Raw genomic sequence first — 12,966 nt, 5'->3', positions numbered from 1 at the left:
GATAATGAATTACCAGGGCAAGATTAATTATCATTTTTCACGTCAGAATTAATTACTGACCCCTCCTTAAAGAGAACGCACCCTGAATAGGTTTTTCACACTCAGGGAGTGTTTTTCATGAAAATGCCATTTTGCTGCCTGGCAGCACTGTTCCTTTCCGTCGGTGCCAGTGCCGGCACAGTGATATATACCGACTCCTCTCATACCATAGCAGCAAATCCTGGTCCGGATGTCTCCGTTGTTGAGCTCGATGCGCCCGAACGTGTACAGGCGGACATTTTCGGTCAGTTATCTGCCGATCCCGTTCTTGCAGAACAACGTGCCCGGGCAGTGATCTCTTCCCCGAATTTCCGGCAGCAGCAACAACAACTGGCGGAAGCTTATGCGGGTGTCACTCATGCCTGGTCCCTCGGCCTGGAAAAATACCCGGCTGTGGTTTTTGATGACGTCTTTGTTGTCTACGGTACGACTGATGTCAACGAGGCAACCCGTCAGCTCGCTGCCTGGAAGGAGAAGAACCGATGAAATCTTTCTCCTTCCGCCCACGTCGACTGGCGATCGCCACATTGCTGGTTTGTTCCGGCACCATGGCCAGCGTCAATACAGCGAATCTTCTGGCCAGCGCGGCAAGTACAGACTGTATCAGCTGGCGTGTCAGTGGTATCTGCTACTGGTTATTGTGTACCCCATTTGGTTGCACGGTGAAAACCTCGGTGAAAGTGACACATTTCATTCCGGAGGCTGTGGTATCGGCTTACCTCAACCCCGGAGATAACCCCTGGACTGAAATGTCCACAGTTAGTAACGCCGCCAGCGGTGCTGAAGGTTCTCTGCTGGAAAGTGTGACGGGTGTGAGTACGGGGGGCGGTCGTCAGGAGATGAAAGCTCCCGGGGAACGTAAGCAGAACCTGCATTTCTATTACGGCGACGCCTATGGCCATCCAGCAACAAAAGTCATTGGCGGTATGGTGCCGGGCTATTCATGCGACAGTGCTGCCACTCCTTTCATGCCCTATTTCAACAGCTCACTGGATGCTCTGGTCTGGCGAACGGGTGTCCCGGAGACCCTTTATCCCGAAGCACTCATCCCCGGGCAACGAGAAATCGGGGAAACCACATCCGGCAATATGTGGGGGAACGTTTATCCACGTAGCGGGTTTGTCACCCAGACAGACAGTTACAAATCAGCAGCGGTTGTAGTTCAGCGTGTCGCTGACGTCATTACCCGCTCCGGCCAGCTCCACGTCTACAACCCCCTTACGGGACAGAAGTCCCCGGGTTACTGGCCACCCGAGCCGGTAAAAGAAAATACCGGCACCAAAAACCACAAATGGCAGCGACTTTCGCCTCAGTTGTCCCAGACCTGTGCAGTGTTTCCCGACACCAATGGCCAGATTGCCCAGGACGGTAACTATGCCTGGGCATTGTGGCAACCGTACAGCTGCTGCAAACGTCGCGGCCAGACGTTCCTTTCCAGCACCGATTTCTCATAAAGGTTCAGAACATGAAAAAAGCAGGACTTTTACTGATTTTTGCCTCGCTGCCGGCAATGGCAACTGATATCTCTTTGTCTTCATCGGGGGCGTCAGTTAGCGGTAACGCTATCAGCGATGGGCTCTTTTATTCTATTGGTGGCAGTTCGGTTATTTCACCCCCGCCCAGTCGTAACAATATGTCCAGGATAGGCATTAATGGTGGCCTTAGCAGTGATCTGATGTGTGGCAATTTCGACATCAAAACAACCGTTGGCAACCAGCTGAATGGTATTACCAGCGGGTTTAAGGATCTGATGGGGAATGTGATTCAGGGGGCGACTGGTGCTGTCATGAGTATGCCGGCAATGGCTATTCAGCGCGCAAACCCCGGGCTGTATGAAATGCTCACCAATGGCGTTCTGCAGGCCGGTTTGAGCTTTGATAAAGCGATGTTGAACTGTCAGAGCATGTCGAAGAAACTGGCTGATTATACCATTGGCAATAAATGGCAGCAGGTAGCTGTCTCTGAAGAGTACAAAGATATTGTGGCCACAAGTGGCGGCGATGCGGTTTCCAGCGACCAGAAACTGCAAAAAGCAACTGGAGAGGAAGGCGTGACGTGGGTTGGTGGGCAGAAAAGAGGCGGCAAGGGGCAGCCCGCAATTCAGCCCACTCGGGATCTGGCCAAAGCTGGTTATAACATGATGAATAATTTGCCAGTGACCAGTAACAGCAGCGTCGGCTCCTCGAGCTGCAATGGTACCGCATGCCAACGTTATAAATCTTCTGAAGAGGCCGCTGCGGCCGTTGTTAAAGTGCTTGGTGATCGCTCCATCAGGACTTGCCGGGAAACCAGTGAATGTACCAGTGGTGGAACCGATAACCAGCCGGGCAGTGCTGTCGCTGGTACTGGCTTTTCTCCCATCCTTGAGGATGCCACGAAAGAGAATCTGGAGCAGCTTAGTAAGCTGGTTAGTGGTGAGCTGCAGCCCACCACTGATAACCTTTCCGCACTGAAAACCGGCAGTCTGGTTGTCACCCGCGGGGTAATTCAGGCATTACGTGACGATCCGGACAAAGCGGCCCTGGTTCAGCGGCTTGCCGGCGAACTGGCGATGTCCGATACCGTTGAAACCGCGCTAACAATGCGCAGGATGCTCACCACTGGTGAATCCGAACCTAATGCTGCAGAGCAGCCGGAAGCCATTGCTGAGGGTGATCGCCGCATCGATGCCCTCGATCGCGAGCTGACGGCGCTGCGTAATGAGATGGAGTTACGCAAATCTATAAGCAATAACAGCCTGCTGACGGCACTGGAGCGGCAGGGGACAAGGAATCAGGATAACCGTCTGCAGCAGAAAGCCGGTAACGAGGACCAGGGCTTCAGCCAGATGGGCCAGTCTCAGTCTTCCGGAGCAAACTGATATGAGACTTTACCCGTTCAGCGGCCATATTGGCCGCATTCTCCTTATGGTGCTGCTCATTCTGTTGATGACGGCCAGCATGTTTGCTATCGCAGCGGTATTTATGGCTTACGACCCTGATGGCCACATCACACGGCGCTGGTTGCATGACAGCCGATGGGGACTGTTTGCCTGGCGACTGGTTCTTTATGGCTGCCCTATTACCGCCTGGATATTGAAGGTACGCCCACAGGCATTAATCCGCTGGCCGGATGGGCGTCCGCGTCTTGTGCGTATGGAACTGATGGGGGTGTTGTTCCTGGTAGCCACGGAATATGTGGCCTGGACAAGCGCTGTGTAAGGAGAGGACGATGACCGCAAACAGTTTTCTGGAATATTTTCTCGTTCTCTTTGGCTGGGTAATGAACAATGCCATGTGGAGCATTCTCAGCAGTACAGGCCTTTTTGCATTGCCACTGGTGGTCAGGGTTCTTGGCGTCTGGCTGAAAGTGAGGGAGGAGGGGGCTGACGAGGGGAACAAAGGGCTTCTTGCCCTTCCGCGAATCGAACATGCACTGTATGTGTCTTATCTTGTGATGCTCTTTTGCTGTATTCCGCTGTTGCCGGTTGATATCAGCACAATCAAGTTCGACAGCTCGCGCGCTAAACAGTGCGGCGTCAGTGTGCCGACGCCACAGAATTCTGGCTACAAGGGACTCGTTAACGATTTTGACGGTCGTACGGCCGAGGTTCCAGTTTGGTGGTATCTCCTGCATATGATGTCGAAGGGCACAACGCAGGCAATGATTGCGTCAATCCCATGCGGTACGAATTTGCGACAGATGCGTTTTGACGTTCAGAACACGAAACTGCGTGATCCTGTGTTGTTGCAGGAGGTCCAGGAATTTGCAGATCAATGTTACTCGAGAGCATATTTCAGACTGAAAAACAGCAACAGCCAGCTCAGTGATGCCACCATCAACTCCGTGGGCTGGATAGGTAGCAGCTACTTCCTGAATACTTCCGGATATTATGACTACTACACGGCTATGACGCCACGTAGCCAGTGGCCTTACAACAGCAGCCGGGACAGTGGCTATCCGGATACTGGTGCAGGTGGATATCCAACATGTAAGACGTGGTGGTCCGATGGTACTTCCGGGCTTCGCAAACGAGTTCTGGCCAGTTTTAGTGATAACACACGTAAGGAGATGCAGCGTCAGTTCCCCGGAAAGCAGTGGGAAGAAATTGCGTTACGCTGGCTTGTCAGCCCACGCAACGCAGATCTCTCCGGCGCCGGTACCACTTATGCTGTTGGCAGTAGCGACACAACCACCGGAGTAGTTGGTAATCTTACACGCCTTACCTCGTCTATTGGTCTTGGACTGAAACAGGCCGAGGCGTTACCTGGTTTTGATGCAATGAAGCAGGCACTGCCGATGATCCAGGCATTATTGCTGATGATGATAATCACGGTCATTCCTGCGTTAATGATGTTCAGCGCCTACGATCCGAAAACCATTTTTACCATCTCCTTCGCGTTATTCGCTCTTCAGTTCATTACGTTCTGGTGGGAACTGGCAGGTTGGCTTGATGACAGATTGATCACCATCCTCTATGACAATATGGCTGAGCAGGGGATTGCAAACAGCTCGGTGCCTTTCGCGGCTTTCTTTAGCTCAACGGCTGATGGATGGATTATGAACCTGGTACTGGGGATGATGTACCTGGTCTTTCCGATGTTCTGGGTTGGTATGCTGAGTTGGGCTGGAGTTCGAATTGGTAATATGGCTAACAACTTTAGTGATGCTTCTAAAATGCCTACGGATGCTGGCTCGGAAGCAGGTAAAAAAGCTCAAGGGGTGGCGATTGATGCAGCTTCAGGCGGGATTAAATCAGGATTAAGCAAAGGATAACTGATGGCTATATGAAGCGGTGGTTATGCCATCGCTTCATAAGATTAAAAATTGTTAGAACCACCGTTAATACCTTTTTTCTCCCAGCTGTAACGGATAGGAGATTTATATTGGTCCTGTTTGTCTTTTGTGACGTCCGCTTTAGAGGTAGAGGCGAGCACAGATGAAATCACACAACCAATTTCTTGTGTTGCACTCGAAAGTTTTACCGGCTCAGGTTTTTTCCGCTTCAGCTTGGATTCATCACAAACGATATTGCGACGTTTTGTGGTGAAACGCGCAAAGGTGCTGCTCAGGTCATCTTTATTGAAACCGTCCTCGCTCATGGTAATGACTCCTCATTTTGTCTAATAAATAAGCTACTAAAAATCCCCTATACACGCAAATTATTAAGCACTATAGGGGAGGGCACCGGCTCACAGGCGCGTTCCTTGGCGGCGAGCTACAGTGCGCGGCGGAAGGCCTTAGGCCTTCACACGGGCCTGTATTTCCACTTTCATTTCTTCGCCTTCCCGTCGTGGCGTGCCAGGGCCAGCAGCTCTGCCTGCAGCGCACGGCCATCCTCCCGGGTTTCCTTCAGCTCCGCTTTGGTGTCCTGCAGCTGCGCCGCCAGGTGTTCGCCGGTGGCGGTCAGACGGGCTACCTGCTCGCGCAGCGGCAGCGCCTCCGCGCGCAGCCCGCGTACCTCATCGAGCAACCGGTCACGTTCGGTCACCACCTCCCGAAGCACCGCCAGTTCACTTTCCAGTGCGGTCACTTTCGCCAGCGCCTCGTCGCGCTCCTGGTCGGCCCGGGCGATATCGGTGTCGGCCTGTTCCCGGGCCGCCAGTGTCCCGGCTTCTGCCTGTTTCACCGCGGCCTGCCACAACAGGGCCAACTGGCCGGTGAGCAGCTGCGCCAGCTCTGGCGGCAGAGCCGGCGTCTGTTCGCTGGCCAGTGCGCGCTGGCGTGCCCGAAATTCCCGCATCACCGGGGAAATGTGGGACAGGGAGCCGCCACCGAGGTGCTGGCGGACCTGTTCGTTGGTCGGGTTCGGGTTGCCGGCGGCAATGAGTGCGGCGGCGGCGTCCTCGATCCGACGGACGGTGTCAGCAGGCAGGTTAGTCATGAAATACTCCGTTAAGAAGGTATGCATACATTTTAACCTGACTGTAGTTTGTACACAATACAAATAATACATACAATACAAGACCAACGTGCACCATCTCTACTTTCGTGGTCAGATCCGAAAACTCACTTAATAGGAAATGCTGTACCTGAGCCGTCAGGCTGGCCGGATGATATAGTGGATTTTCGAACCGGAACGGGAGGGTTAAATGGGAAATTATTCAGATTTTGAAACCGATTTTGTTCAGCGAACACTGGCGCTTATCGATCAATATAACGAAATGATTGAGGTGCTGGGCAAACCATTCAGGGAGCAGTACAACTACACGTTGACCCTGAATTGCCTTCTGGGTCTTATCGTGTTACCGAAAGAGAGGGCGCTCTCTTTCCTGCCTGCCGACCGTTTAACGCGGCAACTTAAAGCAGAAATGGGATTACGTGAGTCACAGCTGCCCGGACCGGAAATGAACCTGCGGGAGTTGATCCATAAGATGCGGAATTCAGTTGCTCATTTCTGTGTCCAGGTAGAGTCAGCCAGCGATGCACACCTTGTAGACTGGATTGTTTTCAGGGAATCCCAGGGAGATGGAGAAGTCTACGCCAGCTTCAGCGCTCCGGAGCTTTTACCCTTTCTGAAATATTATGCGACCCTGCTGCTCGACAATATGGCTCGGCGTCGAGCCCCCGCTGTTAACATATTGGATTTGTGAGGGATTTACACCATGTTGATTCTCGATTGCTCCTCACGAACTCAGGCGTTGCATACATTATCTGCCGGGTTTGCCTGTCCCCCTGAAAAGCTGAAAAAAGTGCTGCTTTCGCTCGATCTTGAAAGTATCTACGAGCTTAATCCTCGCCAGTTGGTTGATGCACCTCAGTATCTGAGAGACTACGTCTGTGCGGAACTGGGCGAACCGGGACCATTCACCCGGGCTCTGTGGTTTCATGGCACCCGGACTTTCGCCGGTAATACTTTTCCGGCGGGGTTACTGGCGCTAAATCAGTCAGAATCCCTCGCCATGAAAATGCTGCTCAACCTGGCCCCGAATGAGATGGTCCGTAAACACCTGCAGGAATGGGATGTTCCGGGGGGCGTCCCGGATGAGATGTTTCAGCTCAGAACCGGCGATAAAATTCACTGGGGACCTTATGGCCATTTAGTCCGGGAATTACATTTTAACGCCAGTGAAAATGGACTGCATGATTACCTCTGGCTGCCGGAGCTGGTAGAGGATGTCTGTAAGGCCTACCAGAAGAAATACGGCCACGATCTTAAACCGCATTATCTCAGCGTGCTTCATCCCTGTATTGTCTGGTTCGAGGCGGATATTGTTTATGAAAAAGGGGTTCTTGAAACGGCTCTGGCATATGCCTATACATCAGTCCGTGACCTCCCGCCGGACGGAAACGCAACTTTCGGCATAGACTGTGACGGGAAATCTGTGTCCAGGTCGGCCATTGCCAGAATCGAGTTTCTGCAGCCCGGGCAGATGTAATCTCTAAAAAACGGGTCTGTGATCCGGCCCGTTTGTTCGTTGCCGTGAACCCAGTATTGAGGTCATTAAAGCCTTAAGCGGATCACTTGCAGCTGGCTGCAGAAAGGTTTTACATTGACCAGGATTATGCCGTTTCCCTTCCTACTGCCTGGTAAAGGATCTCTGAATGCACTTTTATGTGGATGAAACAGGCCAGACTGGCCGAAACCTTTTTGACAAAACCCAGCCAGTCCTCTCCTACGGAGTGCTGTCGTCTGATGCTAATCTGGATAAGGTTGCTGAAGCGGATCTTGCCGTATTACGCAAAACGCTTGGCGTGCAGCGCCTGCACGCTGCGGAACTGGGCTTGCACCGCCTTTCTGACCTTGTGGATACGCTGCTGGTTCTGCAGAAAAAGCACCGGATACGGTTTGACATCTGGCAGGTAGTAAAGCGCGATCATGCCATTATTTCGTTCTTCGACCAGGTATTTGATCAGGGAATGAATCCAGCCGTTCCCTGGTCTGCATACTGGACCCCTCTGCGCTACCCCCTGCTGCTGAATCTGGCCAGCCTGTTTGATGATGAACTTGCTTCAAACGCATGGACGGCAAGGCTGGAGGCGCATGATGAGCGGGCGTCGGAACTTTTTTGTACCGTCAGTGATGAACTGATCAGCAGGACGGCAGCCAGCGCGCTGGACCACCGGTCGAAGCAGCTGATCACCGATGCCCTGAACTGGGCGTCAGCCAATTTTGAACAGCTGGGCTATAACTGTAAAACCAACAAGGAAAGGCTGCGGATTATGCCCAATATGATTGGCTTTCAGTCCGTATTGCACGGGATCTGTTCCCGCCTGGGGGCACCAGAAAGAAAGGCCAGTATCATTGTTGACCAGCAGTCACAGTTCAACACCACCCAGCGTGAACTTAACGAGTTTTACTACCAGATACGGGAGATGCCCTGGGAACTGGGGCCCGGATTACCTGTTATGAACATGAAAAATATGCCGGCTGAACCACTTGTATTCCAGTCCGGTACCAAGAGTGCAGGTCTGGAGCTGGTAGATATTTATCTCTGGACATTCAAGCGATTCATGGAAGACAAGGCGCTGACAAAGCCACTTTCCCGCCTTGTTTATACCAATCTGAAAACAGCCAGGACCAACAGCGTGTCAATCCAGTCGGTTGCCAGTCGATTTATGGAACTCCTGGGTAAACTCCCGGTACCAAGCGCAGAGATCATGAGGCAGGCGCAGGAACTGCGGGACTTTGATGAAGCCAGACGCATGCCATATGTGGTGTCGGGATCACCCGACTGATGCCGGATAGTTATCTGCTTTCAACTGCCCCCTCTCAGGGGCAGGTTTTCAGGTTAACCGGCAGCTGTGATCCACGACGCCGCTTACAGTCATGCTGCGATGCCAGAATGTCAGCAACCTGATAATCGGTCCCCATCGCCACATCGTGCAATAGCAGGATAAAGTCCCCGTCACTGCCGCCCCTGCGCGAATCCAGATACCGCTGCAGCCATCGGGCATGATAAAGAATGTGGCGCTGTTCGCGCTGCAGCCATTTCAGCGGCAGACGGGACGTCATATCGTCAAGGCTGCGCATTTCCTGATGAAGCGGCGCAATAACAGCGGAAAATTCCTCTCTCAGTATCCGGGCAGGTTTCTTCTGTCCGAACAGCGCGGCCATATTGCTCAGGACATCCTCGATCGTCCGGCTGACTTTCTGGGCCTGATCACGGGAGGCCTGATAACGCGTAAACCAAAACTTACAGTAGAACCCCGCAGCGGCAAGCAGCGCCGTAAGGATCGGTCCAATCAGACTTGTGTCCACAATATTCTCCTTAAAGATGGTCATGAGGCCACCCGAAGCAGCCGATGACGCAAATATACCTCGTTTTAGCAATTAGTGCTATCCGTGAGTGCAAAAAGTGCTATTCGTTGTTTTTGGTATTGATATTTTAATTGATATATGCATTTGGATTTCCCTTCAGTTTTCTCCCCTGAGATCCGAAAAAAGTATAAGTCGGATCTCCAGACTACTGCTGCGTTGTTTTGACTAAAATGGCGGAGGTGGAACCAGGAGAGTAAAATAATCTACTGATGTAAGAATAAATCTTACATTGAAAAACGGAGGGGTTATGGCCCGTACGATGACCGTGGACGTGGGTGATGAGCTGCGTGAATTCATCGATTCCCAGGTTAAGGCCGGTGATTACCGAATCCAGAGCGAGGTTATGCGTGACGCGCTGCGTCTGCTGCGCGATCTGCTGGCCGAAGGGATCAGCAGCGGCGAGGCGAAACCATGGAACAAGGATGCATTCCTGAAAAACGCCAGTGCCAGGGCGGAAAATGAAAGGGATCGAGCTGATGCGAAAAGAGAAGAAGACCTGTAAGTTATCTGGGACTACAGGTAAGCGTTAAGTGAGCGCCGTATTGACGGCTATTTATTGGTGAGATCTACGTTCCATGGCAGCAGTTCGGCCACTTTGTTGATGGGCCACTCCGGCAATACGCTCAGGATATGGCGAAGGTAACCCTCTGGATCGATACCGTTCAGCCTGCACGTTCCGATCAGACCATACAGCAGGGCACCACGTTCACCACCATGATCACTGCCGAAGAAGATGTAGTTTTTCTTGCCCAGACAGACCGCTCGTAGCGCTCGCTCAGCAGCGTTATTATCCGGCTCTGCCAGACCATCATCGCAGTAGTAACACAGGGCATCCCACTGGTTCAGTGCATAAGCGAACGCCTCGCCTAACCGGGATTTTTTCGACAGAGTGGCACTTTTCTCCACCAACCAGTCATGCAGGGATATCAGCAACGGTTTACTTCGGGACCGTCTGGCGGCCAGCCGCTGAGATGCCGGAAGGCCGCGTATTTCCTCTTCTATCGCGTATAACTCACTGATGCGCTTCAGAGCCTCCTCTGCTGTGGCCGTCCGGGTGCTGATATAGACGTCATGGATTTTGCGCCGCGCATGAGCCCAGCATGCCGCTTCTGTCAACGGGCCACCTTCACGCTCTGCGCTGAACAACCTGTCGTACCCTGCGAAGGCATCTGCCTGCAGCACGCCATGATAGTGCCGAAGATGTTGCTGAGGGTGTTTCCCCTGTCGGTCCGGTGAGAAGGCGAACCATGCCGCTGGCGGATCTGATGAACCCGCGCTTCTGTTATCACGGACATATGTCCAGATACGCCCGGTTTTCGTCTTCTTTCTGCCCGGCGCCAGCACGGGCACCGGAGTGTCATCCGTATGCAGTTTGCGGCAGTCCATCACGTAGTGGTAGAGGGCTTCATCCAGCGGGGCCATTAACCGGCAGCACGCATCCACCCAGTTGGAGAGCAGCGCACGACTCAGATCCACACCCTGACGGGCAAAGATTTCGCACTGGCGATACAGCGGCAGGTGTTCACAGTATTTGGCCGTTAACACGCGGGCCAGCAGACCCGGCCCGGCGATGCCCCGGTCGATAGGACGTGAGGGCGCTGGCGCTTCAACGACGCAGTCGCATCGGGTACAGGCCTTTTTCACTCTGACCGTGCGGATCACTTTCAGGGCGCTGGAGACCAGCTCCAGTTGCTCCGCGCTGACTTCGCTGAGATAGGCCATATCACTACCGCAACCAGGACAGCTGGTTTCAGCTGGCTCCAGTCTGTTTATTTCGCGGGGAAGATGTTCCGGTAACGGGCGACGATGACGGGACTGGCGCAACTGACGCGGAACCTGCTGATCATTGTCCCGGCCGTTGTAACGATCGCTTTGCTGCTCCTGCTGTTTCAGCAGGGCTTCGGCTTCTTCGACCTGCCGGCGTAGCTTTTCTGAACGGGTACCGAACAGCATTCGGCGCAGTTTTTCTATCTGAGCCCGCAGATGTTCTATTTCACGCTCTTCGTTCTCTATTTTCTCTTCTGCGCGGGCCAGCGCCGAACGCAGGAACGACTCAGTCTCAGCAACGAGACTGAGCTGGCTGTCTTTCTGGCGAAGCGCGTCTTCCAGCGCAGCGATACGGGCGAGATAGTCCTGACTCATGACCCCATTTATAATGCGGTCATGCGCTTTTTACAACATCGTCAGTGAGTTAAGGCGTGCAGTTTTAGGTTGCCGCCAGTCCAGCTTATCGAGGAGCATGGCGAGTTGTGAGCGGGTGATGGCGATTTTGCCGTCGCGTACAGCAGGCCAGACGAACTGTCCCTCTTCCAGACGTTTGGTAAACAGACACAGACCGTCAGCATCAGCCCAGAGGATCCTCACGGTGTCACCTTTACGACCACGGAAGATAAACAGGTGGCCGGAGAACGGATTGTCATCAAGAACATGCTGGACCAGTTCGCCCAGACCATTGAAGGACTTACGCATATCGGTGACCCCGGCAACCAGCCAGATACGAGTGCCTGACGGTAAGGGTATCATCGGCTCCTCCCGCTCAGCTCGCGGATCAGCGTTTTCAGAAGTGCAGGTGATAAATCCCCGGACAGACGCAGGCTGGCACCGCCGACAGTCACCTCGCATGTCATGGCCTCGCGGCAGGCTGGAGCGGCGGATTCATAGTGCGGCTCAGCATGGTGTGACAGGACCATATCAGGCAAGACAACGGGGATAACAGAGTCTTGCTCTCTGATTGACCGTTGTATTTCATCGGGCAGAAGATGTCTGTAACGCTGGCGCCAGGTAAACAGCAGATTGTCATTAATTCCATTATCCCGCGCCAACCGGGCAACACAGGCTCCAGGCTGATATGACTTTTCGACGAGAGCCAGCTTAAAGTCCATTGAGTAGGACGCCCGCGCCCTGCGGGGCTGAAGAGTGTTTGACATTGATAGAGTCCATTAACGTTAATAAGAGGACTCTATCATCGTCAATCGTTAGTAATCGCAACAGGCGGCAGTGGCTTGACGCTTACGACTACAGCTTCAGACAGTTCGGAGTTGTCCAGGCGGATGCATATATAAAAAAACGCTCCCGGACGGGAGCGTAAGCCAGTGACTTCGGCGTCAAATGAGGGTCTGACAAGTGGAGCTGCGGGTTAATTCTGGGTGATCTGGCTGCGATGCTTTTCCGCCTGTTGCTGATGAATAACGGAAGACTGGCCATTATTCGCCTTCTCATGCACAACAGCGGCTTTCTCATGCTCGCTCATTTCGGAAAATGGCTTAGCAGTTTCTTGGGTGTTCTCAGGTTTGGCTTTCATCATTTTTTTATGCATTTCAGCCATGTCCTGATGGGCGGCAGAATTGCCGTTTTGCATCATTTCATGGGACATAGCGGCCTGATCGTGACCGCTCATATCCATCATTTTCATGCTCTCCCCCTGAACTGCACTTTTTTCAGCGGATGACTGCATCTGATGGGCAGGCGCCTGGGCATTATTTACATGGTCATGCATGTTCATTGTCTCTGCAGCCCAGGCAGATGAAGCGACAGCCATCATGGCAATAAAGGATACAAGAATTTTTTTCATGGTTGGGTCTCCGGTGTTTTCATACCCGAACAATCAATGCTTATAACAGAGAAAGCATTTGATCTCAGGGCTGGTTAATCATCACGCCAGGAACCGGGCGATTGAATTATCACGT

General features: G+C 52.9%; 16 protein-coding genes. 9 read left to right on the top strand and 7 right to left on the bottom strand.

Annotation, left to right across the window (positions count from 1 at the left end; translation table 11 throughout):
• The first annotated feature begins 117 nt into the window (after window positions 1-117).
• The 5 genes from GBC03_26580 to GBC03_26560 are packed head-to-tail and all read left to right on the top strand — an operon-like array spanning window position 118 to window position 4,794.
• A complete protein-coding gene (locus GBC03_26580) occupies window positions 118-525 on the top strand; it encodes a TIGR03757 family integrating conjugative element protein (protein ID QFS73529.1) in 408 nt (135 codons plus the stop codon).
• Window positions 522-1,493, top strand: coding sequence for a TIGR03756 family integrating conjugative element protein (locus tag GBC03_26575; GenBank protein QFS73528.1), 972 nt, complete (start codon window positions 522-524; stop codon window positions 1,491-1,493). Before GBC03_26580 ends, GBC03_26575 begins: the two co-directional genes overlap by 4 nt.
• An 11-nt stretch (window positions 1,494-1,504) precedes the next feature.
• Complete coding sequence (locus tag GBC03_26570; protein QFS73527.1) at window positions 1,505-2,899, top strand: integrating conjugative element protein; 1,395 nt, start codon at window positions 1,505-1,507, stop codon at window positions 2,897-2,899.
• 1 nt (window position 2,900) lies between these two features.
• Window positions 2,901-3,239, top strand: coding sequence for a hypothetical protein (locus tag GBC03_26565; protein ID QFS73526.1), 339 nt, complete (start codon window positions 2,901-2,903; stop codon window positions 3,237-3,239).
• A gap of 10 nt (window positions 3,240-3,249) precedes the next feature.
• Window positions 3,250-4,794, top strand: coding sequence for a conjugal transfer protein TraG (locus tag GBC03_26560; GenBank protein QFS73525.1), 1,545 nt, complete (start codon window positions 3,250-3,252; stop codon window positions 4,792-4,794).
• Window positions 4,795-4,838: 44 nt separating this feature from the next.
• On the opposite strand, the gene GBC03_26555 is transcribed toward GBC03_26560, so the two are convergent.
• Together GBC03_26555 and GBC03_26550 are read right to left on the bottom strand one after the other, a co-directional pair.
• Window positions 4,839-5,120 (bottom strand): hypothetical protein, encoded by a 282-nt coding sequence (locus tag GBC03_26555; GenBank protein QFS73524.1) that lies wholly within the window; start codon window positions 5,118-5,120, stop codon window positions 4,839-4,841.
• A gap of 170 nt (window positions 5,121-5,290) precedes the next feature.
• A complete protein-coding gene (locus tag GBC03_26550) occupies window positions 5,291-5,902 on the bottom strand; it encodes a hypothetical protein (GenBank protein ID QFS74135.1) in 612 nt (203 codons plus the stop codon).
• A gap of 208 nt (window positions 5,903-6,110) precedes the next feature.
• Between GBC03_26550 and GBC03_26545 the strand changes: the two genes are divergently transcribed.
• The 3 genes from GBC03_26545 (at window position 6,111) to GBC03_26535 (ending at window position 8,697) form a co-directional block, all read left to right on the top strand.
• A complete protein-coding gene (locus GBC03_26545) occupies window positions 6,111-6,611 on the top strand; it encodes a hypothetical protein (GenBank protein QFS73523.1) in 501 nt (166 codons plus the stop codon).
• Between the two features lie 12 nt (window positions 6,612-6,623).
• On the top strand, window positions 6,624-7,397 hold the full coding sequence (locus tag GBC03_26540; GenBank protein ID QFS73522.1) for a hypothetical protein: 774 nt from the start codon (window positions 6,624-6,626) through the stop codon (window positions 7,395-7,397).
• Between the two features lie 166 nt (window positions 7,398-7,563).
• A complete protein-coding gene (locus tag GBC03_26535) occupies window positions 7,564-8,697 on the top strand; it encodes a hypothetical protein (GenBank protein QFS73521.1) in 1,134 nt (377 codons plus the stop codon).
• 34 nt (window positions 8,698-8,731) lie between these two features.
• On the opposite strand, the gene GBC03_26530 is transcribed toward GBC03_26535, so the two are convergent.
• On the bottom strand, window positions 8,732-9,244 hold the full coding sequence (locus tag GBC03_26530; GenBank protein ID QFS73520.1) for a hypothetical protein: 513 nt from the start codon (window positions 9,242-9,244) through the stop codon (window positions 8,732-8,734).
• Window positions 9,245-9,527: 283 nt separating this feature from the next.
• On the opposite strand from GBC03_26530, the gene GBC03_26525 reads away from it, so the two are divergent.
• Window positions 9,528-9,782: a type II toxin-antitoxin system ParD family antitoxin gene (locus GBC03_26525; GenBank protein ID QFS73519.1), complete on the top strand. Its 255-nt coding sequence runs from the start codon at window positions 9,528-9,530 to the stop codon at window positions 9,780-9,782.
• Window positions 9,783-9,829: 47 nt separating this feature from the next.
• On the opposite strand, the gene GBC03_26520 is transcribed toward GBC03_26525, so the two are convergent.
• The 4 genes from GBC03_26520 to GBC03_26505 all read right to left on the bottom strand — a co-directional run bounded on the left by GBC03_26520 (window position 9,830) and on the right by GBC03_26505 (window position 12,851).
• Window positions 9,830-11,422, bottom strand: coding sequence for an IS66 family transposase (locus tag GBC03_26520; GenBank protein QFS73518.1), 1,593 nt, complete (start codon window positions 11,420-11,422; stop codon window positions 9,830-9,832).
• Window positions 11,423-11,452: 30 nt separating this feature from the next.
• On the bottom strand, window positions 11,453-11,803 hold the full coding sequence (gene tnpB, locus GBC03_26515) for an IS66 family insertion sequence element accessory protein TnpB (protein ID QFS73517.1): 351 nt from the start codon (window positions 11,801-11,803) through the stop codon (window positions 11,453-11,455).
• Window positions 11,800-12,207 carry a transposase gene (locus GBC03_26510; GenBank protein QFS73516.1) on the bottom strand — a complete coding sequence of 136 codons (408 nt, stop codon included), beginning with the start codon at window positions 12,205-12,207 and terminating at the stop codon, window positions 11,800-11,802. Before GBC03_26510 ends, tnpB begins: the two co-directional genes overlap by 4 nt.
• Before the next feature lie 209 nt (window positions 12,208-12,416).
• A complete protein-coding gene (locus GBC03_26505) occupies window positions 12,417-12,851 on the bottom strand; it encodes a copper-binding protein (protein QFS73515.1) in 435 nt (144 codons plus the stop codon).
• Between the last annotated feature and the right edge of the window lie 115 nt (window positions 12,852-12,966).

Origin of the sequence: Citrobacter telavivensis, from assembly GCA_009363175.1 — a bacterium.
Taxonomy (GTDB): domain Bacteria; phylum Pseudomonadota; class Gammaproteobacteria; order Enterobacterales; family Enterobacteriaceae; genus Citrobacter_A; species Citrobacter_A telavivensis.
Note: the sequence above shows the minus strand (reverse complement) of the source record. Positions and strands in the feature narration are given on the sequence as shown.

Excerpts from the sequence above, each read along its gene's own strand:
- GBC03_26580 (QFS73529.1), top strand. The coding sequence starts at position 118 with ATGAAAATGCCATTTTGCTGCCTGGCAGCACTGTTCCTTTCCGTCGGT.
- GBC03_26575 (QFS73528.1), top strand. The coding sequence starts at position 522 with ATGAAATCTTTCTCCTTCCGCCCACGTCGACTGGCGATCGCCACATTG.
- GBC03_26570 (QFS73527.1), top strand. The coding sequence starts at position 1,505 with ATGAAAAAAGCAGGACTTTTACTGATTTTTGCCTCGCTGCCGGCAATG.
- GBC03_26565 (QFS73526.1), top strand. The coding sequence starts at position 2,901 with ATGAGACTTTACCCGTTCAGCGGCCATATTGGCCGCATTCTCCTTATG.
- GBC03_26560 (QFS73525.1), top strand. The coding sequence starts at position 3,250 with ATGACCGCAAACAGTTTTCTGGAATATTTTCTCGTTCTCTTTGGCTGG.
- GBC03_26555 (QFS73524.1), bottom strand. The coding sequence starts at position 5,120 with ATGAGCGAGGACGGTTTCAATAAAGATGACCTGAGCAGCACCTTTGCG.
- GBC03_26550 (QFS74135.1), bottom strand. The coding sequence starts at position 5,902 with ATGACTAACCTGCCTGCTGACACCGTCCGTCGGATCGAGGACGCCGCC.
- GBC03_26545 (QFS73523.1), top strand. The coding sequence starts at position 6,111 with ATGGGAAATTATTCAGATTTTGAAACCGATTTTGTTCAGCGAACACTG.
- GBC03_26540 (QFS73522.1), top strand. The coding sequence starts at position 6,624 with ATGTTGATTCTCGATTGCTCCTCACGAACTCAGGCGTTGCATACATTA.
- GBC03_26535 (QFS73521.1), top strand. The coding sequence starts at position 7,564 with ATGCACTTTTATGTGGATGAAACAGGCCAGACTGGCCGAAACCTTTTT.
- GBC03_26530 (QFS73520.1), bottom strand. The coding sequence starts at position 9,244 with ATGACCATCTTTAAGGAGAATATTGTGGACACAAGTCTGATTGGACCG.
- GBC03_26525 (QFS73519.1), top strand. The coding sequence starts at position 9,528 with ATGGCCCGTACGATGACCGTGGACGTGGGTGATGAGCTGCGTGAATTC.
- GBC03_26520 (QFS73518.1), bottom strand. The coding sequence starts at position 11,422 with ATGAGTCAGGACTATCTCGCCCGTATCGCTGCGCTGGAAGACGCGCTT.
- tnpB (QFS73517.1), bottom strand. The coding sequence starts at position 11,803 with ATGATACCCTTACCGTCAGGCACTCGTATCTGGCTGGTTGCCGGGGTC.
- GBC03_26510 (QFS73516.1), bottom strand. The coding sequence starts at position 12,207 with ATGTCAAACACTCTTCAGCCCCGCAGGGCGCGGGCGTCCTACTCAATG.
- GBC03_26505 (QFS73515.1), bottom strand. The coding sequence starts at position 12,851 with ATGAAAAAAATTCTTGTATCCTTTATTGCCATGATGGCTGTCGCTTCA.